19 protein-coding genes and 2 pseudogenes are annotated in these 21,749 nt (G+C 60.6%); 7 read left to right on the forward strand and 14 right to left on the reverse strand.

Annotation, left to right across the window (positions count from 1 at the left end; translation table 11 throughout):
- Both ACIOVB_RS20795 and ACIOVB_RS20800 read right to left on the reverse strand, forming a co-directional pair.
- Nucleotides 1-98 (reverse strand): annotated as a pseudogene (locus ACIOVB_RS20795) (amidohydrolase); the annotation flags it as partial.
- Between the two features lie 331 nt (nucleotides 99-429).
- On the reverse strand, nucleotides 430-1,320 hold the full coding sequence (locus ACIOVB_RS20800) for a LysR substrate-binding domain-containing protein (protein ID WP_187681328.1): 891 nt from the start codon (nucleotides 1,318-1,320) through the stop codon (nucleotides 430-432).
- Nucleotides 1,321-1,438: 118 nt separating this feature from the next.
- Between ACIOVB_RS20800 and ACIOVB_RS20805 the strand changes: the two genes are divergently transcribed.
- From ACIOVB_RS20805 to ACIOVB_RS20830, 6 genes are all read left to right on the forward strand, one after another.
- Nucleotides 1,439-1,903 carry a (2Fe-2S)-binding protein gene (locus tag ACIOVB_RS20805; RefSeq protein ID WP_187681327.1) on the forward strand — a complete coding sequence of 155 codons (465 nt, stop codon included), beginning with the start codon at nucleotides 1,439-1,441 and terminating at the stop codon, nucleotides 1,901-1,903.
- On the forward strand, nucleotides 1,903-4,116 hold the full coding sequence (locus tag ACIOVB_RS20810; RefSeq protein ID WP_401270927.1) for a molybdopterin cofactor-binding domain-containing protein: 2,214 nt from the start codon (nucleotides 1,903-1,905) through the stop codon (nucleotides 4,114-4,116). Before ACIOVB_RS20805 ends, ACIOVB_RS20810 begins: the two co-directional genes overlap by 1 nt.
- Nucleotides 4,117-4,122: 6 nt before the next feature.
- A complete protein-coding gene (locus ACIOVB_RS20815) occupies nucleotides 4,123-5,016 on the forward strand; it encodes a LysR substrate-binding domain-containing protein (RefSeq protein ID WP_401270928.1) in 894 nt (297 codons plus the stop codon).
- Nucleotides 5,017-5,202: 186 nt separating this feature from the next.
- Entirely contained in the window at nucleotides 5,203-6,696 is a 1,494-nt protein-coding gene (locus ACIOVB_RS20820) for a helix-turn-helix transcriptional regulator (RefSeq protein ID WP_401270931.1), read from the forward strand.
- A 137-nt stretch (nucleotides 6,697-6,833) separates the two neighbouring features.
- Nucleotides 6,834-7,091 (forward strand): DUF1652 domain-containing protein, encoded by a 258-nt coding sequence (locus ACIOVB_RS20825; protein ID WP_187681323.1) that lies wholly within the window; start codon nucleotides 6,834-6,836, stop codon nucleotides 7,089-7,091.
- Between the two features lie 891 nt (nucleotides 7,092-7,982).
- A complete protein-coding gene (locus tag ACIOVB_RS20830) occupies nucleotides 7,983-8,123 on the forward strand; it encodes a hypothetical protein (protein WP_401270934.1) in 141 nt (46 codons plus the stop codon).
- A 156-nt stretch (nucleotides 8,124-8,279) separates the two neighbouring features.
- Here ACIOVB_RS20830 and ACIOVB_RS20835 read toward each other — a convergent pair whose 3' ends face one another.
- Together ACIOVB_RS20835 and ACIOVB_RS20840 are read right to left on the reverse strand one after the other, a co-directional pair.
- Nucleotides 8,280-9,047 carry an SDR family oxidoreductase gene (locus ACIOVB_RS20835; protein WP_034152479.1) on the reverse strand — a complete coding sequence of 256 codons (768 nt, stop codon included), beginning with the start codon at nucleotides 9,045-9,047 and terminating at the stop codon, nucleotides 8,280-8,282.
- A 22-nt stretch (nucleotides 9,048-9,069) separates the two neighbouring features.
- Nucleotides 9,070-10,137, reverse strand: a complete 1,068-nt coding sequence (locus ACIOVB_RS20840; protein ID WP_401270936.1) for a phosphotransferase family protein — start codon at nucleotides 10,135-10,137, stop codon at nucleotides 9,070-9,072.
- 190 nt (nucleotides 10,138-10,327) lie between these two features.
- On the opposite strand from ACIOVB_RS20840, the gene ACIOVB_RS20845 reads away from it, so the two are divergent.
- On the forward strand, nucleotides 10,328-10,723 hold the full coding sequence (locus ACIOVB_RS20845; protein WP_187680231.1) for a DUF4280 domain-containing protein: 396 nt from the start codon (nucleotides 10,328-10,330) through the stop codon (nucleotides 10,721-10,723).
- Nucleotides 10,724-10,867: 144 nt separating this feature from the next.
- Here the strand turns inward: ACIOVB_RS20845 and ACIOVB_RS20850 are convergent, their stop codons facing one another.
- The 10 genes and pseudogenes from ACIOVB_RS20850 to ACIOVB_RS20895 form a co-directional block, all read right to left on the reverse strand.
- Complete coding sequence (locus ACIOVB_RS20850) at nucleotides 10,868-11,410, reverse strand: toxin-antitoxin system YwqK family antitoxin (RefSeq protein ID WP_401270940.1); 543 nt, start codon at nucleotides 11,408-11,410, stop codon at nucleotides 10,868-10,870.
- Between the two features lie 13 nt (nucleotides 11,411-11,423).
- Nucleotides 11,424-13,433, reverse strand: a complete 2,010-nt coding sequence (tssI, locus tag ACIOVB_RS20855; protein ID WP_401270943.1) for a type VI secretion system tip protein TssI/VgrG — start codon at nucleotides 13,431-13,433, stop codon at nucleotides 11,424-11,426.
- 54 nt (nucleotides 13,434-13,487) lie between these two features.
- Nucleotides 13,488-14,387: a hypothetical protein gene (locus tag ACIOVB_RS20860; RefSeq protein ID WP_401270945.1), complete on the reverse strand. Its 900-nt coding sequence runs from the start codon at nucleotides 14,385-14,387 to the stop codon at nucleotides 13,488-13,490.
- Between the two features lie 23 nt (nucleotides 14,388-14,410).
- Nucleotides 14,411-15,088 carry a YopT-type cysteine protease domain-containing protein gene (locus tag ACIOVB_RS20865; protein WP_401270948.1) on the reverse strand — a complete coding sequence of 226 codons (678 nt, stop codon included), beginning with the start codon at nucleotides 15,086-15,088 and terminating at the stop codon, nucleotides 14,411-14,413.
- A gap of 57 nt (nucleotides 15,089-15,145) precedes the next feature.
- Nucleotides 15,146-17,686: a type VI secretion system ATPase TssH gene (gene tssH / locus ACIOVB_RS20870; protein WP_401270950.1), complete on the reverse strand. Its 2,541-nt coding sequence runs from the start codon at nucleotides 17,684-17,686 to the stop codon at nucleotides 15,146-15,148.
- A 1-nt stretch (nucleotide 17,687) separates the two neighbouring features.
- The gene (tssG, locus tag ACIOVB_RS20875) at nucleotides 17,688-18,713 is read right to left on the reverse strand and encodes a type VI secretion system baseplate subunit TssG (RefSeq protein WP_401270953.1); all 1,026 of its coding nucleotides are present in this window, start codon (nucleotides 18,711-18,713) and stop codon (nucleotides 17,688-17,690) included.
- On the reverse strand, nucleotides 18,677-20,470 hold the full coding sequence (tssF, locus tag ACIOVB_RS20880; RefSeq protein WP_401270956.1) for a type VI secretion system baseplate subunit TssF: 1,794 nt from the start codon (nucleotides 20,468-20,470) through the stop codon (nucleotides 18,677-18,679). Before tssF ends, tssG begins: the two co-directional genes overlap by 37 nt.
- Nucleotides 20,454-20,897: a type VI secretion system baseplate subunit TssE gene (gene tssE, locus ACIOVB_RS20885; protein ID WP_401270959.1), complete on the reverse strand. Its 444-nt coding sequence runs from the start codon at nucleotides 20,895-20,897 to the stop codon at nucleotides 20,454-20,456. Before tssE ends, tssF begins: the two co-directional genes overlap by 17 nt.
- Nucleotides 20,898-20,912: 15 nt before the next feature.
- The gene (locus ACIOVB_RS20890; protein WP_007911046.1) at nucleotides 20,913-21,410 is read right to left on the reverse strand and encodes an Hcp family type VI secretion system effector; all 498 of its coding nucleotides are present in this window, start codon (nucleotides 21,408-21,410) and stop codon (nucleotides 20,913-20,915) included.
- A gap of 74 nt (nucleotides 21,411-21,484) precedes the next feature.
- Nucleotides 21,485-21,749, reverse strand: a pseudogene (locus ACIOVB_RS20895) (type VI secretion system contractile sheath large subunit); the annotation flags it as partial.

Here is a 21,749-nt window from a genome sequence, read left to right on the forward strand (position 1 = left end):
ATCATCTCCAGCAGACGCTCGCCGGTGAACGGGTCACCGTCATGCCTCCAGGCGAGGTCCACCAGATCGGTGGGATAGCAGCTGATATCGATGATCATTGAAGTCGATCTCCTGATAGCGGGGAAGGGAGCCTTGCGGCTCTCGGCATCCACGTCCCGGGTAATCGGCCATTTCTATGCGCAAGACACGCGCATTCCCTCGCCTGGTTGCATCCGGCCCGGGTGGGTGGCTGCTGGAGGCGAGTATTGGAAAGGGGGGAGGGGTTCGTACAATATTAATTGGGCGCGGTGGTGATACTTGGGCGATATGGTTTTGGTTTTTGTGGTGATTGTCCGAACCCTTCGCGAGCAGGCTCGCTCCCACAGGGGGATTGCATTCCAACTGGAGAAATGCGGTCAAACTGTGGGAGCGAGCCTGCTCGCGAAAGCGTCAGTGGTGTGTATGCAAAGCCAACTGCTTGATCACTTCAACCACCGGCCCAACCCGCTCGGCTTGCCCATGCGGCCACACCGCATACAGGTTGTAATGCGCCGCAATCTGCGCCTCGTTCAACGCCACTAACCGCCCATTGCGCAATGCATCGGCAGCCAATAATCCCCGCACCAGTCCGGCACCCACACCCGCCTCGGCGGCGGCAATCAGATTGGCCGCATTATCAAACACCACCCGCGCCGGGGGTTCTACCGGAGGCATCCCGGCCGCATCCAGCCACGGAATCCATGAGCGCCGCGTATACCCCAACAACGGCAATTCCAGCACCTGCGCCGGACTCAATGGCAACTGCAACCCATAGCGCTCCAGCAGCTCGGGAGAGGCCACCGCCAACACCCGATCGCCACAGATCTGGGTCATCTCGCAGTCATCCCAATCGCCATAGCCATAACGCAGCGCCAGATCGACCCGCTCGAACGTGCTGCGATCACTGCGCGGCATCGACAGCAACGTCACCTCGTAATCCGGCAAGCCATCGAGCAGTTGTGGCAAACGCGGATTGAGCCAGCTCTGCGCCAGTTCACTGTCGACATCCAGCGTCAGACGTTGCGCCACGCTGCGATTTTTCACCGAGGACAGTGCCCGATCAATCTGCGCCAGACCATCCGACAGCACGCTGGCAAACAACTGCCCGGCATCGGTGAGATTGCTGCCGCCACCTTCACGCACGAACAACGGCTGGCCGATGAAATCTTCCAGCGCGCGGATCTGCTGGCTGATAGCGCTATGAGTCAGGTCGAGCTTGCGCGCAGCGCTGGAGAAACTGCCGCTGCGCGCTGCGTGGATAAACGCGCTCATGGACTGCACCGACGGGTATCGCTTGTACATGTTGTTAGTCCTGCTTACACCGGTTGGCAGAAATCGTCGCTGGCCGCGTTTTGCCAAGGGTTCCAATAATCGGTCACCAGGCCCGCACAAAGACGGGCCGCTCTTTTGGAGCCTGACAATGATTGCATTCACGGTTAACGGCGAACGACGTGAGCTGGATGAGGCGTCCCCCTCCATGCCCTTGTTATGGGTACTGCGTGATCAACTGAAACTCACCGGCACCAAGTTCGGTTGCGGCATGGGCCTTTGCGGTGCCTGCACCGTGCATCTGGACGGTGTCGCGGTACGTTCCTGCCAAATGCCAGTGGCCGCCGTCGCGGGCCACAGCATCACCACCATCGAAGGTTTGTCGCCAACAGAAAACCATCCGCTGCAACTGGCCTGGGTCGCCGAAGATGTGCCGCAATGCGGCTACTGTCAATCGGGGCAGATCATGTCCGCGGCCGCGCTGCTCAACACCGGCGCGGCGGTGACTGACGATTCGATCCGCAACGCGATGTCCGGGAATATCTGCCGCTGCGGCACTTACGGGCGGATCAACAAAGCGATCAAACGCGCGGCGAATGCGCCGAAGGAGGCGTGATGAGCCTCATCGACGATCGCGGTATCGAACTGCCGCGCCGGGTATTTCTCAAGCAAGCCGTCACCGTGGCTTCAGGTTTGGCGATTGCCCTGTATCTGCCGTCCGGCATCGCCGCCACTGATCCGAAAGCACCAGCCCCTGCCCGCGAATTCGAACCCAATGCCTGGGTGCGTGTACTCCCTGACGGCACGGTGAAACTGGTGGTGCACAAGCACGATTCCGGTACCGGCACGCAAACGGCGCTGGCCGCGTGCGTGGCCGAGGAACTGGACGTCAACCCGATGACCGTGCAGGTGATCACCCCTGAGGATCCGTTTTTCGAAACCTACATTCATCCGGTCTGGAAGGTGTTCTCGACCGGCGGCAGTACCAGTGTGTCGCTGGAATACGACCGTTTGCGCATGGCCGGTGCCACGGCGCGGGTGTTGTTGATCATGGCTGCGGCCAAACAGTGGAAAGTCAGCCCCGACAGTTGCGCCACCGAAGAAGGCCGGGTCGTCCATCCATCGAGCCAACGCAGCCTCGGTTACGGCGAACTGGTTGGCGTGGCGGCGCACCTGCCGGCGCCGGCCAACGTCAAACTGAAGGATCCGGCGCAATTCAAATACATCGGCAAACTGCGGCATAAACGTGATGCCGCAGCCAAGGTCTGCGGACGCTTCAAATACAGCATTGACGTGCAATTGCCGGGGATGCTGGTGGCGGTGATTCAACGCGCCCCGGTGGTTGGATCGAAGGTGATCAGCGTGGATTCGGTGGCCGCTTTGCAGGTGCCGGGTGTGCGCAAGGTGATCGCGATTCCGGGGCGGCCCGATGTGCTCGGCGGCAATCTGGAAGGCGTCGCCGTGCTGGCGGAAACGTTCTGGGCGGCTCAGCAGGGGCGCAATGTGCTGGAGATCAAATGGAGTGATTCGCCACTGGCCGGGTTCGACAGCGACCAGTTGTTCAGCGCTCAGGCCAAAGCCATCGGCGATCCCAAAGCACAAACCGTCAAAGCCATGACCCACGGCGATGTCAGCGGACAATGGGCGGGCGCTGCGAAGCTGATCGAAGCCGATTACACCATGCCTTACAAGGTGCAAAACCCGCTGGAGCCGATCTGTATCACGGCGCAGGTCAAGGACAATGCGATCACGTATTGGGGCGGTGTGCAGGTGCCGTCCTCGGCGCTGGAAGCGGCGAAAACCGTGTGCGGTATCGACAAGGCTAATGTCACCATCAACGAGTTCGTATCCGGTGGCAGCTTCGGCGCACGGGAGGCCAAGTACTGGTTGTTTGAAGTGGCGTATCTGGCGCAGCAAACCGGTGTGCCAGTGAAGTTGCTCAACAGCCGCGAAGATGAAATGCACGCGCTGTTCTATCACCCGGCCACGCTGCATCGGGTCAAAGGCGCGCTCGACGCCCAGGGCAAACTCACTGCGCTGCAACTGCACGCGGTGTCGCCCGCCTCGCCGGAGCAGTGGGAACCGGGTTACTTCGAGCGCCCGGATCACATGGATTACAGCACCACCGAAGCAATCACCGCATGGGACTTCGCCTATCGTGCGCCGCATCTGGATTTGAACTGGGTCAAGCACGAAAGCGGCGTGCCCAGTGGCTGGTATCGCTCGGTGAGTTTCATTCCCAACGTGTTCGCCGTGGAGGGCTTCATGGACGAACTGGCCCATGCGGCGGGTGCCGATCCGCTCGCATTCCGCCTGGCCCATATGCAGGAGCGACCACGCCATGTGGCGGTGCTCAAGCAAGCCGCCGAGCGCGCCGGATGGGGCCAACCGCTGCCTCCGGGCACGGCGCTGGGGATCGCCACCAATCAGGGTTACACCAGTTTTATCGCGGTGGTGGCGAGGGTTGCCACGGTCGATGGCAAGGCCAAAGTCGAGAGGCTCACCTGCGTGGTCGATTGCGGTCTGGCAGTGTCGCCGGGCGGCGTCGAGGAGCAGATCTATGGTGGGCTGATGTGGGGTTTGGGCCATGCGTTGTTCGACCGGCTCGATATCAAACAGGGCAGAGTGATGCAGAGCAATTTCCACGACTACCGCGTGGCGCGCATGTCCGACATGCCCGCAACCGATATCGTCGTGCTCGATGGCGAACCGAGCAAACCCGGCGGCATCGGTGAGCTGGGCAGTCCGTCGGTGGTGCCGGCCATCGCCAACGCGTTGTTCGCGCTGACCGGTGTGCGTCAGCGCTCGACGCCGTTGAGCCTGGGGTAAGCCGCCATGGACCTGCGTCTACTGCGCTATTTCATGGCTTTGGCTGATGAGTTGCACTTCGGGCGTGCCGCCGAACGCCTGCATATCTGCCAGCCGCCGCTGAGCCAGCAGATTCGCTTGCTGGAGGAGGAACTGGGCACGCCGCTGTTCGAGCGCAGTCATCATCGGGTCGAGCTGACAGCGGCGGGGCAGATGCTCAAGGAGCAGGCGCCGCTGGTCTTCGAACAGCTTGAGCGGGCGCTGGATCTGACCCGCCAGACCGGGCGTGGGCAAGTCGGCGAACTGGAAATCGGCATGATCAGTTCAGTGATGGTCGGTGTGCTGCCCAAAGCCCTGCACCTGTTCCGCGAGCGTTATCCGCAGGTCATCTGGCGCTTGCACGAGATGACCCCGGCGGCGCAGGTCAAGGCGTTGAAGGAGAAACGCATCGATGCCTGTGTATTTCGCGTCGGCTATGACGATCCGTTGTTGCGCAATGAATTGCTGATCTACGAACCGATTCATGTGGTCATGCCGGCAGATCATCCGCTGGCCAGCCTAGAGGTGCTGGCCCCGGCGGATCTGGCGCAGGAACCGTTTGTGGCGCTGGAGTTGAAGCAGTCGCGGTTTGCCCACTTCCTTTATCAGTGCTGCATTCAGGCCGGGTTCACCCCGCAGATTCGCCAGCAGGTGATCGAAGTGCAGACGTTGCTCAGTCTGGTGCGCGCGGGATTCGGCGTGGCGCTATTGCCGGCCTCGATCGAGCAGTTGGCGCCGGCGGGGCTGGTGTTTCGGCGGCTGACCCCGGCGCTGCCGGAAGTGCCGCTGTACGCCACTTATCGTGCGGACGATGCTTCCCCGGTCCTCAAACTCTTTCTCGATACCTTGCGTGAGTTGGTGGACGAGTCAGACCGACGCTAATCCCCTTGTGGGAGCGAGCCTGCTCGCGAATGCGCTATTTCATTCAAATAATTTGTTGGTTGACACAACGCCTTCGCGAGCAGGCTCGCTCCCACAGGAGATTGTGGTGCGGGATTTTATGCCCGGCACGATCACGCACGGCTGCGGTCGTACTCTTCACATGGCCATATCACTTGTGGAGATCCAATGAGCCAGGAAGTCCTGACCCGCGAAACCAATCGTCGCCAGTTGCAGCAGATCATCGCCGGGCTGTCGGATGGTGTGATTCTGCTTGAGCTGGATCAGAGCATTCTCTGGGCCAACGAAGCGGCGCTGGCCATGCACGGCGTCAGCCGTATCGGTGAGCTGGGCGCTAACGCCGACGAATACGCCAAGCGTTTCAGCCTGCGGTATCGCAACAATCACATGGTGCCACCGGAGAACTATCCGATCAGCCGAGTGGCGCGCTGCGAAGCCTTCAGCGACGTGCTGATCGAGGTGTTCGCCGTGGATGACCCGGAGCGTGTCTGGGTTCACAGCGTGCGCAGCATGGTGCTGACCGATCGCGAGGGTCAGCCCGAGTCGCTGGTGCTGATCATGAGCGACGTCACCGATTGGGCCAACGCCGAACACCGCTTTGAAAAGACTTTCAATGCCAACCCCGCACCGGCAGTGATCTGCCGTCTTAGCGACCTGCGCTACATCAAGGTCAATCCGGGGTTTCTGGAAATGACCGGTTATACCCGCGATCAGGTGATCGGTACCTCGGCGTATGAAATCGACATTCTTGAACAGGCCGAACAAAAGGATTTGGCCATTCAGCGTCTGCGTGATGTGGCGACGATTCCTCAGATGCAGGCCGAATTGCGCCTGCCCGATGGCGGCAGCAAACAAGTGATCGTCGCCGGGCAACCGCTGTTGCTTAACGATGAGCAGTGCATGCTGTTTTCCTTCGTCGACATGGAGTTGCGGCACAAGGCGGAAGTGGCGCTGCGTCAAAGCGAAGAGCGATTTGCCAAGGCGTTCCGCCTGACCCCGGTACCGATTGTGGTTTGTAGCGCCGATGAGCAGCGGGTACTCGACGTCAATCAGGCGTTCCTCGATACGCTGGCCTATGACAGCGACGACGTGCTGGGCAAAACCGTGACGCAGCTGGAGTTTATCGACGACAGCGGGGCGCGTGCACGGTTGCTGACGGCGCTGGAAAAGAACGGTCGGATTGATCGGGTCGACGTGCGGGTGCGCAAGCGGGATGCCGATCTGCTGGAGTGCGCGGTGTCTGCTGACACGGTCAATATTCAGGATATGCCGTGCTATCTGCTGGTGCTGATGGACATCACCGAGCGCAAGCGTACCGAGCTTGAGCTGGTCGCGGCGATTGAAGAGGTGATGAAAGACGCTTCGTGGTTCAGTCGCACGTTGATCGAGAAACTGGCCAATGTTAAGAGGGTCAACTCGCCACAATTGCCGAGTATGTCATTCACAGATTTGACGGCGCGTGAGCGCGATGTGCTGGGCTTGATCTGCGAGGGGCTGGCGGATAAGGAGATTGCGGCGCGGTTGAAACTGGCGCCGAACACCGTGCGCAATCATGTGGCAACGGTGTATTCCAAGCTGGATGTGCACAGCCGCAGCGAGGCGATTGTCTGGGCGCGGGAGCGGGGTTTGTTTTCCGGCGGGGGGAACAAGGGACAGCGATAGGGTGCAAATGCACTAGTTCAATCGGTGCAAATTAGTGTGTTGGTGTTAAGGGGCTGTTCTTAGTCTGTTGGGGTGCGATACGAGTCTTTTCTGGCTTGGGATCGTGTCCCTTCGAAATGGCTTAAGGAACAGTTTCAATGATGAATCTTGCGCAGTTGCGTGCGCGACTGGAGCAGAGTTTTTCGCCGCTTGCCTGTGATTGTTCCGTGGATGGGGATCATTCGCTGACGGTGAAGCTCTATCATCCGGTGTCAGGGCAGGTGGATCTGGTGATCAGTGGGCTGAAGCTCAAAGCATTGCGTACGCCGGAGTCGGTGGACGCGTTGATTGAGGAGTTGCGGTATGAGTTGGAGAGCAATTCTTTGCGCGCATCGACTGACACTGATTTGGCTTAGATCTCTGTGGAAGCTGGCTTGCCAGCGATGTCATCGGTTTGGGCGGTGGGGTTTTTGCTGATTGAGTAGATATCCGGTTTGAGTACATATCCGTTGCTGCGGTAACGGCTGCTTAGGGTTTCGCCCTTACGGCGACTCACTTTTTTACAAGCGCCTAAAAAAGTAAGCAAAAAACGCTTTGCCCTGACGTTCGGCCCTCGCTGTGGCTCGGGTTCCCTCGCTGCGGGATTGATCCGGGGGCATCGCCTCCGGTTTGCTTCGCTGCACCTCCTCTCGATGTGTTCGACTTCGTCGAACGGTCGCTGCGCTCCCACCCCCGGATCAATCCCTCCACTCAGCCTGCCGACGGGCCTTTTAGATCAAGAGCCGTACTCGAGCTTGCGCTCATTGTGTTGAGTGGGGCGGCATGCGCCGCGTGCGGGGTGTTCTTATTTCCTTGTGGGAGCGGGCTTGGTCGCGAAGGCGGTTGCCTGGTAATCATCGCCTGAGTCCCAACGCAAAATCGACAGCCATAACACCCCGATACGTCCGGTTTACTGGCGCTTGCAAGCGTCTCGTCTATAAAGAATGAGTGGTCAGGTCTTGCGTGGCCGGTTCGGTCGCGCAAGTTGGTCTCCCATTTATCGCGGGTCGTCCTATGAACAATCTTGGGAAACGCGTGTTGCCGTTGGCTTTTCTTGCAGTTTTATTGGCCGGTTGTGCCAGTCCACCACCACCTCCACCCGTAACGCCACCTCCGCCGCCGGAGCGTACCTGCCAAGTCATCGAGAATACCGAGGTGGCCGGCGACGCTTATGTGGATGAGCAGGTGACTCGACACATCACCACCACCCGTTGCGTCACTCAATAGCACCCGAAGGGCGCAAGTCCCGGGTTGAGCGGGTTGTGCGGGTGGCTGATCTGGTCGCCACGGCGGTGTCGCCCGTGGCGGTGGCGGTGGCGGTGGCGTTGCTGGCGGGCGCGGAGTGTCTGGCCTTGCGATGGCTCTCGGTGCACTTTGGCGGGCAATTGCCGAAGGTGCTGAATGCCTGATCCAGAATTAGCAGACTCTTGTGGCGAGGGGATTTATCCCCGATGGACTGCGCAGCAGTTCCCAACTTTTAGGGACCGCTACGCGCTCCATCGGGACGGTGCGACGTTTCGCTAAATCCCCTCGCCACAGGTCAGTCTTGGGTCAGGAAAAGGGGGTCAGGACAGGAACCCACCGTCCACATTCAACGCAACACCCGTGGTATAGCTCGACGCATCACTGGCCAGATACAGCACCGCACCGGCCATTTCACTCGGATCGGCCACACGCTTGAGCGGAATCTGTGTCAGCGCCTGTTTGAGAATCGCGTCGTTCTTCACCAGTGCCGAGGCAAACTTGGTGTCGGTCAAGCCCGGCAACAGGGCGTTGCAGCGGATGCCGAACTGCGCGCATTCCTTGGCGAAGACTTTGGTCATGTTGATCACCGCCGCTTTGGTCACCGAGTAGATGCCCTGGAAGATGCCCGGCGAAATACCGTTGATCGACGCGACGTTGATGATGCTGCCGCCACCGTTTTCGCGCATCAGCTTGCCGGCTTCCACGGACATGAAGAAGTAGCCACGAATGTTCACGTCGACGGTCTTCTGGAACGCGCTCAGGTCAGTGTCCAGTACGTTGCAGAACTGCGGGTTGGTCGCGGCGTTGTTGACCAGAATGTCGAGACGGCCGAACTGTTCTTTGATCCCGGCGAACACCTGGCTGATCTGCTCCATCTCACCGATGTGGCAGGCAACTGCAGTGGCCTTGCCGCCAGCCGCGATGATCGCGTCGGCGACGTGCTGGCAGCCGTCGAGCTTGCGGCTCGAGACGATCACGTGGGCGCCTTGCTGGGCCAGCAGTTTTGCGATGGCTTCACCGATGCCACGGCTGGCGCCGGAGACGAAAGCGATTTTGCCGTCGAGGTCGAACAACTGAGTCTTGGACATAAGGGTTCCTTGGTGTGGGCCGTCAGAGGCTCGATTTCGCAATGACCTGCAAGCTCATCTGCTCCAGCAGTTTGTTCATGTGAATGAACTGCGCGAAGCGTTTGTCCTGGGTCTGGCCATGGTAGAAGCGGTAGTAGATCTGCTGCACGATGCCGGCGAGGCGGAACAGGCCGTAGGTGTAGTAGAAGTCGTAATTGTCGATCTGGATGCCCGCACGTTCGGCGTAGTAGTCGACGAACTCGCGGCGAGTCAGCATGCCCGGGGCGTGGCTCGGCTGGCGGCGCATCAGTTGCACCGGCGCCGGGTCACCGGCCTCGATCCAGTAGGCGAGGGTGTTGCCCAGGTCCATCAGCGGATCGCCGAGTGTGGTCAGCTCCCAGTCGAGCACGCCGATGATCTGCATCGGGTTGTTCGGGTCGAGGATGACGTTGTCGAAGCGGTAGTCGTTGTGGACGATGCTCGAGGTCGGATGGTCGGCCGGCATCTTGTCGTTGAGCCAGGCTTTGACCGCTTCCCAGTGCGGCGCATCCGGGGTCAGGGCTTTTTCGTAGCGTTCGCTCCAGCCTTTGATCTGGCGGGCGACGTAGCCTTCGGGTTTGCCGAGGTCACCGAGGCCACAGGCCTTGTAATCGACTCGGTGCAGTTCGACGAAACGGTCGATGAAGCTTTTGCACAGCGCTTCGGTTTTCGCTGAATCCAGACCCAGTTCCGGTGGCAGTTCCGAGCGAAGAATGATCCCGTTGACCCGCTCCATCACGTAGAACTCGGCGCCGATCACCGCTTCGTCGGTGCAGTGCACATAAGCTTTCGGGCAGTACGGGAAACCGTCGCGTAACTGATTGAGAATGCGAAATTCACGGCCCATGTCGTGGGCGGATTTGGCCTTGTGGCCGAACGGCGGCCGGCGCAGAACGAATTCCTGCTCCGGGTATTCGAGAAGGTAAGTCAGGTTCGACGCACCGCCGGGAAACTGGCTGATCGCAGGCAAGCCGGTCAGGCCCGGAATATGCGCCTTGAGGTACGGATCGATCAGGCTGGCATCGAGTTCTTCGCCAGAGCGGATACGGGTGGACTGGTCAGTAAGCGCCATGCTTATCCCTTCTGCTTATTTTGGAGGCCAGACATCATTGGCTAATCTAATGGCGCGCTACGGTGCTCACAAGCGCGGGTCGGTCTTATAGGTTAGCGTGTTGCCGGATAATCACCTTTGGGAATGTGCAGGGCGGGCCACAGCAGACTAAGGTTTAGCGGGTATGCCGTGTCCAACAAGGAGTCGGGAAATGGGCTGTCCGCAAGTCTGTGCCACTGCCACATTGCAATGCAGCTTCGGCGCCGCCCCGTCGATGCTCAATGTGCTGCCGGTCAATCGCACGCTGACTGGCGGGATGCCTGCAGCGAACATCATGGATCACATCCCCTTGGTCAATATCCTGCCGTTCGGCGTTTGCACGAGCCTGGCCAATCCGATGGTGGCCGCCGCCACGGCGGCTGCGCTGGGAGTGTTGACGCCAATGCCGTGTATTCCGGCGACGGCCACACCGTGGATTCCCGGCGGCGCACCGACGTTGTTGCTCGGGGGGATGCCGGCGATCGATGCCAACAGTACGTTGATGTGCACCTGGGCGGGGGTGATCAAGATTGTCGTGCCGGGGCAGATGCAGATGTTGATTCCCTGAGCCTTGTGTTGAATGTGACGGCCTCTTCGCGGGCAAGCCCGCTCCCACAGGGTTTCGCGGTATCAGTTCGATTGTGCGTACAGCACCGGTCACTGTGGGAGCGAGCCTGCTCGCGAAGAGGCCAGTGCTGCCAATAGAGAACCATCAGGCCTGCTGCGGATCCGCCCAGCGCTGATACCACCAGCGCACCCGCGAAATCGGCTTGCCATCGGCCCCCAATGGCCGGCCATCCTCGGCAAACCCTTGCTCTGGCTCCATCAACTGCCCATTCACATACCGCGCCTCCACCGCTGTTTTCCCGTTCGGATGAAAGCGCTGATAGCGCCCCTCACGCACGCCATCCCGATAAAACTCGGCCTCCGCCACTTGCCCGTCCGGAAAATAATTGAACGCCTCGCCATGCAACAAGCCGCGCCGATACGTCGCCTTGCGCTGTAGAAAACCCTCAGGTGCGTAAAAACTCGCCACGCCTTGCAGCTTGTCCCGCACAAACGGCATCTGCGCCGAAACCTTGCCGTTGGGGTGATAGAGCAGCGACGTACCCTGCAACTCGCCCTGGCTGTACTGCAAATCCGCCTGTTTGCGCCCGTCATCCTTGATGTTTAGCGGGCCGTCGAGCTGGCCATCCTGCAAGCGCCCCTTGAGCTGCTTGTCACTCTGCTGCAAATCCAGCGGTGTGATCGCCATGACTTCTCCTTGTTCAGTTGACCTGCACCAGACCGCCCTTGATCGTCAGCATACCGCCGCCATCGACGGTCTGTGAGGCTGCGCCCTTGTTGGTCAGGCTGATGCCAGCGTCGTTGGTCAGCGTGGTGCCGGCCTTGTTGTCCAGAGAAGTACCGGCCTGATTGGTCATGGCGGTGCCGGCATTTTGGGTGATTGAGGTGCTGGCCGAAGTCGCCAGATCGGCGCCGCTCTTGATCGTGAAGCTGCCACCGCTTTGCAGGGTCAAAGTGCCGCTGACTTTGATGGTCAGGTTGCCGTCCACCGTCAGGCTGTAATTGCCGGTGACCTTGTCGGTGTAGTTGCCGCCAGTGCTGTGGTTCTGATCGGCACCGACTGTCACCGTGCGGCTGTCCTTCACATCGAGGCTGTCGCTGCCGGTCTGAATCGTCACGCTGCGTTTGCCCTTCTCCAGGGTAACGGTCTCATCGCCGTCCTTGACCGTGCGGGTGCGGGCATTCTGCACCGTGAGGGTTTCGTCATGGCCGACGGTGGCAGTGGTGTCGTTGAGCACGTTGATATTCAGATCTTTCTGCGCCTGCAAAAACACCTCTTCGGCGTCTTTCTTATCCTCGAAGCGCAACTCGTTGAAGCCGCCGCCGCCCTTGGACGACTGAGTCTTGATCCCGGACTGGGTCTGATTGGCCGGCAGGGCATAGGGCAGGGCGTTATCGCCGTTGTAGACGCAACCGGTCACCAGCGGCCGGTCCGGGTCGCCATCGATAAACGTAACGATGACTTCCTGGCCGATACGCGGGATAAATTGCATGCCGAAGCCCTTGCCACTCCACGGCAACACCACGCGTACCCAGCAAGAGCTGGTTTCATCGTTCTTGCCATCGCGATCCCACGGGAACTGCAACTTGATCCGGCCGTACTCGTCGGTCCAGATTTCTTCGCCGGACTTACCCACCACAATCGCGGTCTGCGGGTGCATGCGCGGTTTTGGCGTCAGCCGTTGCGGGCGAAACGGTGTGGCCTTGGGGATGGCTTCGAAACGGTTGCGATACTGCTCGTGGCTGACGTCATGGGTGACCCGTGTCACCACCCAATCGATGTTCAGACTGGCATCGTCATGCCCGCTGAGGGTGAACCAGTGACCCGGCACCAGCCAGCGACAGTCGCTCTCGCCGACAAAGCGTTTTTCCTCACTGCGCAAGCCGTCGACCCGCTGCTTGGTCAGCGTATCGCCGCGCGCCTTGGCGTTGTAACCGCCCGGATGTTCGTACATGGAAAGTGGCCCGGCCACCGCTTCTGCCTGGTCGTACAGTGAAGTGGTCGGCGTGGTGAATTCATAATCCGTCGCCCGATACACCCCGGCCACCGCTTGCAGGCAGACCTGCCCGGAACGGATGCCGTGCAACTCACGCTGACCCAATCCTTGCCCCAGATACGTGACTGTCGGCCCGTTGGGGATCTGTACGAAGGCGTCGTTGCTATCCCCCAACACCAAGGTGTGCTTGCCTTCATCGTGGGTGAAAAACCAGAAAATCCCTTCCTCCTCCAACAACCGCGAGACGAAAGCAAAATCGGTTTCAGCGTACTGCACGCAGTACTCGCGTGGGGTGTAGCTGCCGGTCAAGGAGAGTTTGAAATCGGTAAAACCGTGGGCCTTGAAGATCGTAGTGACAATGTCTGAAGTGGCGAGATTCTGGAACACGCGGTTGTTGCTGGCCAGGGTCAGCCACCAGAGCCATGGCCTTAGCAGCAACTGGTAGCGCTCGGCGGTCGCATCGGCGGGGAGTTGGCGAATTTCCGCAACGAGGGCGTCGAACGGACGCAGTTGCGCGTCGTTGTGCAGGGTGGTGGTGACATGGGTGGCGACGGCGCTGGTCAGGGTGAGAGACGTGCCGTCATTCAGACCGTTGAGGGTTTGTGCGCCGAGCATGTTCAACGTTTCGTCGCCGGACAGCGACTCAGGGTAAAGCGCCGACAGCGAAGTGGCGGTCAGAGACAGGCTGGTGTTGCTGTCGGTGGAGCGGGGCATCAAACGTCCTCGCAAGCGTCTTGGATGGGAAGGGCTGGCAATGGTCGCTCCGGACTATGCGCCTCTGGCGGCGAAGGTCACTCGGGCTTCAGGGAAGTGTCGTGCCAGCGACTGCGCAAAAGCCTGGTCGGCGCCATTCAGGGTTTGCGAATAGGTGATTTCCCAACTGATCGACTCATCTGTGGTTGTTATCAGTTTGGCAAGTTTGCCCATGCAACCCTCTTTATAGAGATGTGCACCCAACCAGAATCCTGAAGACGCGTCGGGACATGGCATGCGCGTTATAAACAGTTCGATATGCGAAATTTTTTCCGGGATCTGTGTGCACAGAGAACTCCAGGCCCGTATGAAATTCTCTTCCGCATGGCCGCCCAACGTGTTGTCGACTTTCGGCGAGGTATATTCCACGGGGTAAGTCAGTGAGCGTTTTTGCAACGCAATGTATTGTTCTTCAGCCATTGCCGAGATCATTTTCGAGTGCGCCCCCGCGTCATATTTTCTCTCCATTTCGCGAGTGGCAATCAAGCGTTTGCTTTCCACGTTGGCCAGTTGCTGTGCTTTGACTTTCCTGACTGCGCCGTCGTAGTCATCCAGCCCATATGCCAATCTTTCTCGATGCAGCATCAGCGCTTCATGTTCGTAACTGACCTGACCGGACTTTACGGCCCGGTGCATGCCTTCCCAGTAGTTATGCTCAAGCTTTGCCGGATGCTCATGGATGATCTCCAGCTCTTTCCTCACGTTGGCCCTGACCGGTGGAATACGCGGTGCGGGGTCGAGTTGCAGAACCGTTTCGCCCATCATCGGCGGGGTGGCAGGTGTCTCATAGCTGTTGTTATGAAACGTCACCAGGTAGGTGTCATTGCGATTGACTCTGCAGACGCCACCGACATGGTTCTTGTCGTGTTCTGCCTTGGACATTTCTGCGGTGCACAACGTCAAAAAAGTAGTCATGTCAGGGCCTTGATGAAGTGATTTCAAAGACGATGCATGGAAACGCTCGTGGCGCCTTTTGCGTCAGCTGAAACCCGTATCCGATAACCTTTCGACAGACCCTGACCGTATGCTGCTGCCACGGCGGTCATGCACAGCGCGACGCCCTCACTGCCTTCCAATGAGAACTCGCCGAAATTGGGGTCGAAAAAGAAACAGCTGCTGCTCTTGCCGAAGAATGCCCAAGGCCTGAAAAAGGCCACCGAGTGCCCGCCCAGCGTGCCTTTGATCGACAAAATGAAGTAACGGCAGGACGACGTCAGCACGACCTCGCCGATGGATTTTCCGGCCGCGGCGAAGCTTTGGAAGGCTTCCGCTTTGTGGCTGGCCAGTGTTCCCACGCCACCTGTTCTCAGTGCCGTCAACGTTGCCGGTGAGGGCGACTCCGGCGTGTCGCCACTGATGTCCACGTAGTCACTCTGAAAGTCTGAGGCTTGCCGTGCGGTGTGCTGCTCATGCAGCAAGCCGGTTTTCAGCGTCGGATCGACAATTTCCTTGAGATAGTCGTTGCCTTTTTTCTTGGCGATCAGCCATGCGGTGCTGACGCCGCGACAGATGCCATCGCGATTGTCGCCAACCAGTAGCAAGAAGCTGGATTGGCCAAAGTTATAGACGCCTGCGCCATGTCCCGCAATCTTGGTACAAATAGCTTCGTAGCTCATGTTGCCTCCTTGGTTCCAGCCACACGCCTGTGCCAGGTGCCCCGTGGCTGTGCCGGACTACTCCAACACCCACTCCGCCAACTTCCCCGTCACCTGCGTCATCAACACATTCTCGACATCCCGCGCTCCCGCCGCGCTGCATTTGGCAAGCACCGCTTTGACAATTCCCGAATCGAACTCGAACTGTTTGCCCGTCGCTGCTTTATAGCGGCCACGCAATTTCTCCAGCTTCGCCAGCACAATCCCTTCCAGCGTTGCCTCATCCAGTGGTCGATAGGCAACCACGGTCATGCGTGCCAGAAACGCCGGGCGGAACGCTTGCAGCAAGACTTTATGCAGTGCTTCGTTGAAGGCCTCACTGCCGAGTTGTGCCACGGGTGTATCCAGTAAAAGCTCAGCGCCGACGTTGCTGGTGGCCAGCATCACGGTGTTCTTGAAATCCACCACCAGCCCCGTACCGTCCTCCATCAAGCCCTTATCGAAGACGTTGTAAAACGCCTCCAGCACGTCCGGATGAGCCTTTTCGATTTCATCGAGCAGCACCACCGAATACGGTTTGCGCCGCACCGCTTCGGTGAGTACGCCGCCACTGCCATACCCGACATAACCGGGCGGGGCGCCTTTGAGTTGGCTGACGGTGTGCGCTTCCTGATATTCCGAGAGATTGATGCTGATCAGGTTGCGTTCGCCGCCGTACAACGCATCGGCCAGCGCATAAGCCGTTTCGGTTTTGCCGACGCCGGTGGGGCCGACCAGCAGGAACACCCCGACCGGTTTTTGCGGATCGGTCAGCCCGGCGCGATAGGCCTGCAAGCGCTGGGCGATGGTATTGAGCGCGGTGCTCTGGCCCATCACTCGTTGGCCCATGCGTTGTCCCAGAGTGCGCACGGCGTGGGCCTCGTCAGCGAGCATTTTGCCGACCGGAATACCCGTCCATCCGGCAATCACAGCGGCGACGGTTTTCGCGTCGACCTGTTCCGGCACCAGCGGATCGTCCTGGCGGATCGCATCGAGTCCGGCCTCAAGGCGCAGCAGTTCGCCAGCCAGATGATCGATACGGCTGTCGGTGGTTTCATCGGGTTTGTCACTGTCGGCACGCTCGCTCAGGTCGAGTAGTTCGCGGCGGGTGTCGAGCAGTTCGCGCACAGCCACGCGCTCTTCGCCCCAGCGGGTTTCCAGTTCGCGGATCGTTTGCACGTTAGCGGTGGATTCAGTTTCAAGCAGAGTGATGCGTTCGCGGTGATCAAGGCCGGTGGCCTGTTCGCGGCGCAAGCGTTCGACTTCATCCTTGAGGCTGTTCTGCCGGTGGCGCAGGCTTTCCAGCGGTGGTGGCACGTCATGCTGGCCGAGGGCGACGCGGGCACATGCGGTGTCGAGCACGCTGATGGCTTTGTCCGGTAACTGGCGGCCGGAAATGTAGCGGTGCGAAAGTTTCACCGCTTCGTGGATCGCCGCGTCGAGCACTTGCACACCGTGGTGCTGTTCGAGTTTGGCGGCGACGCCTCGGAGCATTTCCACGGCTGTGGTTTCGTCCGGCTCCTCAACCTGCACAAGCTGAAAGCGGCGGGCGAGGGCGGGATCTTTCTCGAAGTATTTTTTGTACTCCATCCAGGTCGTCGCGGCGAGGGTGCGCAACTCGCCACGGGCCAGCGCCGGTTTGAGCAAGTTGGCTGCATCGCTGCCGCCCTCGGCCCCGCCTGCGCCAATCAATGTGTGGGCTTCGTCGATGAACAGAATGATCGGTTTGTCGGCATTGCGTACCGCGTCGATCACGCCTTTGAGCCGCTGTTCGAACTCGCCTTTGACCCCGGCGCCGGCCTGCAAAAGACCGAGGTCGAGCACCCGCAGACTGACTTCCTGCAACGACGGCGGCACGTCCCCGGCGGCGATGCGTAGGGCCAGGCCTTCGACCACAGCGGTTTTACCCACGCCCGGTGCGCCGACCAGGATCGGATTGTTCTGGCGGCGGCGAAGAAGAATATCGATGCACTGACGGATCTCGCCGTCGCGGCCTACGATCGGATCAATGCGTCCGGCGTGGGCATCGGCGGTCAGATCCTGGGTGTATTGATCGAGTACCGAGTCCTGCCTTGGCGCTGGATTGCCTGAGGATGACGCACGCGCACCGACATGCTCACGAGATTTTTCCGTCCACTCCAGCAGATTCGCACGCAGGGCTTCCTTGGGAATTCGCAGCAACGAGGACGCACTGTTAAGCAACAAACTGCGGCGCTCGTCGCGGTCTATCAACGCCAGCAAGAGCAGCCCGGAACGAATGCTGTCGATCCCCAACACACTGGCCTGCACCACCGCATCTTCCAGTAACCCCAACGTGTGCGAAGACAGTGCCGGCGTGCGCGTGCTGCCAGCCTTGAACAGCTCCAGAGCCTTGTTGATTTCCGCCGTCAGCGCATCACGTTCCAACCCGAACCGTGGCAACAGAAAGGCAAAATCACCGCCCTCGATGTCGAGCAGCTCCAGCAGCAAATGCTCGATTTCGACAAAGTGATGCCCGCGTTGCAAGCAGCGTTGCGCGGCGCGTTCGAGGGCGCGGCGGTTGTCCGGGTTAAGGCGTCCGATCAGGCTGGCCAATTCCATTTCAGGTGATCTCCAGCTGACGAAGACGGGTTTCAATGCGCTGCACGACGAGGCTGGCCTGACGTTGCAAACCGCCGTTCCAGCTCACCAGTGCCGGCGCCTGACGACTGAGTTTCATCGGCCCGGCACCGCGTATCAGCAGCACCAGCGTCACGTCCAGGTCCGGGCCGAAATACAGCGCGGCAAGGCTGGCCAGTGCCGGATGTGCCTCGCCGTCCGGCAGGAAACGCCCGGCCTGTGCCGAGGGCAGGGGCCCGAGCGTGAGGCGAATGCCGGCGTGTTCATCCCACACTCGTGTACCGGCGACGGCGCTGCGCCCCAGTTGCAGATTGCGCCCGCCGGGCTTGATGACGCTGCGGCTCGTGGGTGGAATCTCGCGCCAGGCGCCTTCGTAGGCGCTCAGCTCGACCGGCACGGCAAACTGTTCGCGCACAATCGCGGCGAACCCGGCCAGGGAGCGGCGGCCATCGGCAAACAACGCTGTGCAGGCCAACACTGCGCAGTCGGGAACCGCTTGGCGTTCTTGTAGAGACTTGGGCAGCAATCCGGTCAGCGCGCGCAGTTGCGCCTGTACCGGCGACGCGCCCGGTGTGACAAAACCGAGAGCGATGCGGTGTTTGCGCATTACCTTGTAGAGCAAACTGAGCAGGCGATGCTGGAACAGATCGAGAAATTCTGCCGGCGCATGATCCTTGGCCCGCGCCCGTTGTTGCAGCCATTCCTGATACGCGTAGGGCAGGGGGCCGTCGGGGCCGCCGAGACCGAAGATCGGTGTATCGAGGGTCAGCGGTTCGCCCGGCACCTCGTGCAGGCCTTCTATCTGGCTGGCGGCGAACATCGGCGTCAGTGGGCCGCGCAGTTTCAGCGCTTCCGCTTGCGGTGCGGTGCCGCTGCCCAGGGATTGGGCTTGCGGTTGCTCGCGCTCGAGCAGCAGCAACGCCTGCAACCACTCGAACGCTTGCGGATCGCGGCGCAGACGCTGGCTCAGGGTCAGAGCGACAGGGGCATGCCGGCTTGGGGTTGCCATGCCTTGATCTCCTTGTCTTCCTGCATCAGCACCGTGCGCACAAAGCGATTGGCCGTGGCGTACACCGAAAAGAACTGCGCCAGCACCGCTGAAAACAGTACCGCGCTGCTACCGACAAAATGCTGTGAATCGAGCTGCAATTGCACTTCAAGACCATTGCGCCAACCGCGCCAGGCGTCGACGCCGACATGGCCGATTACCCGTTCGCAGCTCAGACTAAACAGGCCTTCGATCTGGCGCAAAGCGCTGCTTTCATCGCGCAGGTTATGCAGATGCAGGATCTCCTTGAGGGCATCGAGCGCCTGTGGCCCTTCGACCAGTGACAGATGATTGAGGGTCAATTGCGAGACCAGCCGCCAACGCGAATCACCGTCCAGTCGCGGCAAGCTTTGCGGGCTCGGCGAGTTGCGCAGGCGGGCCCAGGCCACCGGGCCGGGGCGTTCGAAACCCAGCGGGGTACCGGCGGGCAGGCTCTGGGCGAGGTGCCGATTGGTGCAAAGCAATTCGGCGGTCAGGCTGTAATCGGGCAGATCGGTTTGCGGTTCGAAACGGGTATCGACCACGCTCACCAGCAGATCGCTGCCGAGCCGGTTCGGGGTCATGCCGCTGACTCGCCGGGCATGCCAGTAACGTTGTTGATCGCCGCCGCTGTGCTGACTGCCGTAATAGGCGGGTAGCCGCTGCACGCCGGCGCTGGAACTGGCGCGCATGCCACGAATGCTGTGGATTTCGACGCTGTTCTCGCGATGGCTGTCGGCGATCAGGCGGTACTCACTTCGGGTGCCGTCCGGGCGCAGGGGCTCGGAGGTGCGCGGAAACAGGTTGATCACCGGCGCGCAGCCCAAAGCAATGTCACTGGCCTGCAAATGCAAGCGACTGGTCGGCGCACGGTCGAAAACGATGTACAGATACAGCGTCGGGCTGTCACTGGCGACACCGCTCAGCGGCAGATCGAAAAAGTGGAATTTATCCGGGAAGGCGAAGTACTCGGCCAACAGACGCATGCCCGGATGCACGCCGTCTTCGTCGGGCAACATGACTTCGTCATCGCTGAAACCGACAATTTTGGGCAAGCCCTTCAGTGCAATCGGCACACTGCCCGGCGACCCTGCCAGCACCTGCACCGCATGGGCGCCGAGCAGGTCGTAAAGGCAGGCATTGACCACCGGTGACGCGGCCAGGTGGATGCGCAATTGCTCAATCCCAAGTCCTGCCCATTGGCTTTCGCCAAGGCAGCGCAGGCTCAGGCGCAATGCCGAGCGCGATTGCGCGACACCGGTCAGCGCCTGCGCTTCATCACTGCCGAGCAACAGCGCTTCGCTCACTTCGATCGGCCACAGACACACGGCGGCCGAGGTACGAAAGTGGATGCTCTCGCCTTTGCTGGTGGTCACGAACAGCGGCGTGTCGCGGGGCAGGGGGTAGCCCTCGTCGAGGTTGCCTTTGCTCGGGTCTGGCTCGAACTGGACGATGGCGCAAGACGGCAACGGACGCATCGCCAATGGATAAAGCTGTTCAAGCAGCGCATCGCTGAACTCGGCGTAATCATCATCGAGCCGTCGTTGCAGACGCGCCGCCAGCAGGGCGAAACCTTCGAGCAGACGTTCGACATGCGGGTCGGGGCATTCGCCGGGGGACAGTTGCAGGCGCCGCGCGACTTTCGGATAGCGCTCGGCAAACTGGCCGCCGGCATGCCGCAGCCAGGTCAACTCCCGTTGGTAGTAGTCGAGCAGTTGCGGGTCAATCGAGTCGCTCATGGCGCACCTCCAGCCCCTGACCGCCGGGCTCGATGACAAATGCCACCGGCCAGTGCTGCTCGCCACTGCGCATCTCGCCGACCAGGCGAATGCTCATTTTCTGTGGTTGCTCGGGCAAGGGGTTGACCTGAACTTCGCCCAGTTTCAGGCGTGGTTCGAAATGGGTAATGGCTTCGCGGATGTCCCGCGCCAGCCGACGGCGATCATCGCTGCGTTGCTGTTGCAGCGCACTCCAGTCGGCGATGCCGTAGTCGATTACGCTGGGTGGGTCGGTCAGTGCGCGCGGGCCACGGCGGGTGTTGAACAGGCGTCCGAGCTCGGCGTGCACCGAGTCGAGCAAGTCCTGCCGATCGAACTCCCGCGTGCTCTCGGTCTCGCTGGAGGCGAGGCGTTCGAACAGCGGCGGGAGCATGCCGTTGCCTGCCATGGCCGTCGCGCCGGGTTAGCTGACGAGCTTGTTGGCGGCCATGTCCCACGTCGACGCGGCGGTGCCTTCCTTGGTGCCGTCGTCTTTCTGCGCGGTGAGTTCCCATTTGATCTTGGTGAAGTTCAGCGAAACGGTTTCCACCGGTTTGCCCCCGGTACCCCCGCTGACGCTGACGTTCGACAGCACCACGTTGGTCAGGGTGTAGACGATGAACGGCATCAGTTGTCCGCTGCCTTCGGCGGCGTTACGCCCGATGGTGATGATGGCTTCGGGGATCGGCTTGCCGGCGCAGCAGTATTCGTTGAGGGACGGTGTCGAGCTGTCAATGAACTTGGTCACGGTGAATTCGCCGACGTGGGGTTTGCCGGAGGTTCGCTCCGAGTTGCTGACGTCGTTGGTCACCTGCATCGCCACGTTGTGGCTGTAGGACATGACTTCGATCTTGTCCGCGAAGCCCTCGAGCAGGCTGTCGCCTTTGATGTCGCCGCCGAGGTCGAGAATGATTGCATCCATCGCTTTAAACTCCTGAAAGGTGTCGCGCTAGATAAGGGAACAGCCCCCGCCGCACGTCGGCGGGGGCGAGCAGGTCAGGCCGCTACCGGTGGTGGCAGGGTCGCGACCAGGCGGATCGACGCCGTCAGTTCCTCAAGCTGAAAGTGCGGCCGCAGGAACACCGTGGCCCGATAGGCGCCCGGTTTGCCGGGGACTTCGGTCACGTCCACCCGCGCTTCGCGCAACGGGTACTGCGCCTTGATTTCCTGCGGCGCGTTGTCGTTGATCAGCACGTAATCGGCGATCCAGTTGTTGAGGTAGGTCTGCACGTTGTCGCGGGTCATGAAACTGCCGACCTTG

The organism is Pseudomonas sp. NPDC087639, assembly GCF_044743385.1.
Classification (GTDB): Bacteria; Pseudomonadota; Gammaproteobacteria; order Pseudomonadales; family Pseudomonadaceae; genus Aquipseudomonas.

Bases quoted from the DNA above. Each gene is read 5' to 3' on its own strand.
- ACIOVB_RS20850 (WP_401270940.1), bottom strand. From the start codon at position 11,410: ATGGCGATCACACCGCTGGATTTGCAGCAGAGTGACAAGCAGCTCAAG.
- tssG (WP_401270953.1), bottom strand. From the start codon at position 18,713: ATGGCAACCCCAAGCCGGCATGCCCCTGTCGCTCTGACCCTGAGCCAG.
- ACIOVB_RS20845 (WP_187680231.1), top strand. From the start codon at position 10,328: ATGGGCTGTCCGCAAGTCTGTGCCACTGCCACATTGCAATGCAGCTTC.
- ACIOVB_RS20890 (WP_007911046.1), bottom strand. From the start codon at position 21,410: ATGGATGCAATCATTCTCGACCTCGGCGGCGACATCAAAGGCGACAGC.
- ACIOVB_RS20805 (WP_187681327.1), top strand. From the start codon at position 1,439: ATGATTGCATTCACGGTTAACGGCGAACGACGTGAGCTGGATGAGGCG.
- ACIOVB_RS20815 (WP_401270928.1), top strand. From the start codon at position 4,123: ATGGACCTGCGTCTACTGCGCTATTTCATGGCTTTGGCTGATGAGTTG.
- tssI (WP_401270943.1), bottom strand. From the start codon at position 13,433: ATGCCCCGCTCCACCGACAGCAACACCAGCCTGTCTCTGACCGCCACT.
- ACIOVB_RS20825 (WP_187681323.1), top strand. From the start codon at position 6,834: ATGATGAATCTTGCGCAGTTGCGTGCGCGACTGGAGCAGAGTTTTTCG.
- tssH (WP_401270950.1), bottom strand. From the start codon at position 17,686: ATGGAATTGGCCAGCCTGATCGGACGCCTTAACCCGGACAACCGCCGC.
- ACIOVB_RS20820 (WP_401270931.1), top strand. From the start codon at position 5,203: ATGAGCCAGGAAGTCCTGACCCGCGAAACCAATCGTCGCCAGTTGCAG.
- ACIOVB_RS20835 (WP_034152479.1), bottom strand. From the start codon at position 9,047: ATGTCCAAGACTCAGTTGTTCGACCTCGACGGCAAAATCGCTTTCGTC.
- tssE (WP_401270959.1), bottom strand. From the start codon at position 20,897: ATGGCAGGCAACGGCATGCTCCCGCCGCTGTTCGAACGCCTCGCCTCC.
- ACIOVB_RS20840 (WP_401270936.1), bottom strand. From the start codon at position 10,137: ATGGCGCTTACTGACCAGTCCACCCGTATCCGCTCTGGCGAAGAACTC.
- ACIOVB_RS20800 (WP_187681328.1), bottom strand. From the start codon at position 1,320: ATGTACAAGCGATACCCGTCGGTGCAGTCCATGAGCGCGTTTATCCAC.
- tssF (WP_401270956.1), bottom strand. From the start codon at position 20,470: ATGAGCGACTCGATTGACCCGCAACTGCTCGACTACTACCAACGGGAG.
- ACIOVB_RS20865 (WP_401270948.1), bottom strand. From the start codon at position 15,088: ATGAGCTACGAAGCTATTTGTACCAAGATTGCGGGACATGGCGCAGGC.
- ACIOVB_RS20860 (WP_401270945.1), bottom strand. From the start codon at position 14,387: ATGACTACTTTTTTGACGTTGTGCACCGCAGAAATGTCCAAGGCAGAA.
- ACIOVB_RS20810 (WP_401270927.1), top strand. From the start codon at position 1,903: ATGAGCCTCATCGACGATCGCGGTATCGAACTGCCGCGCCGGGTATTT.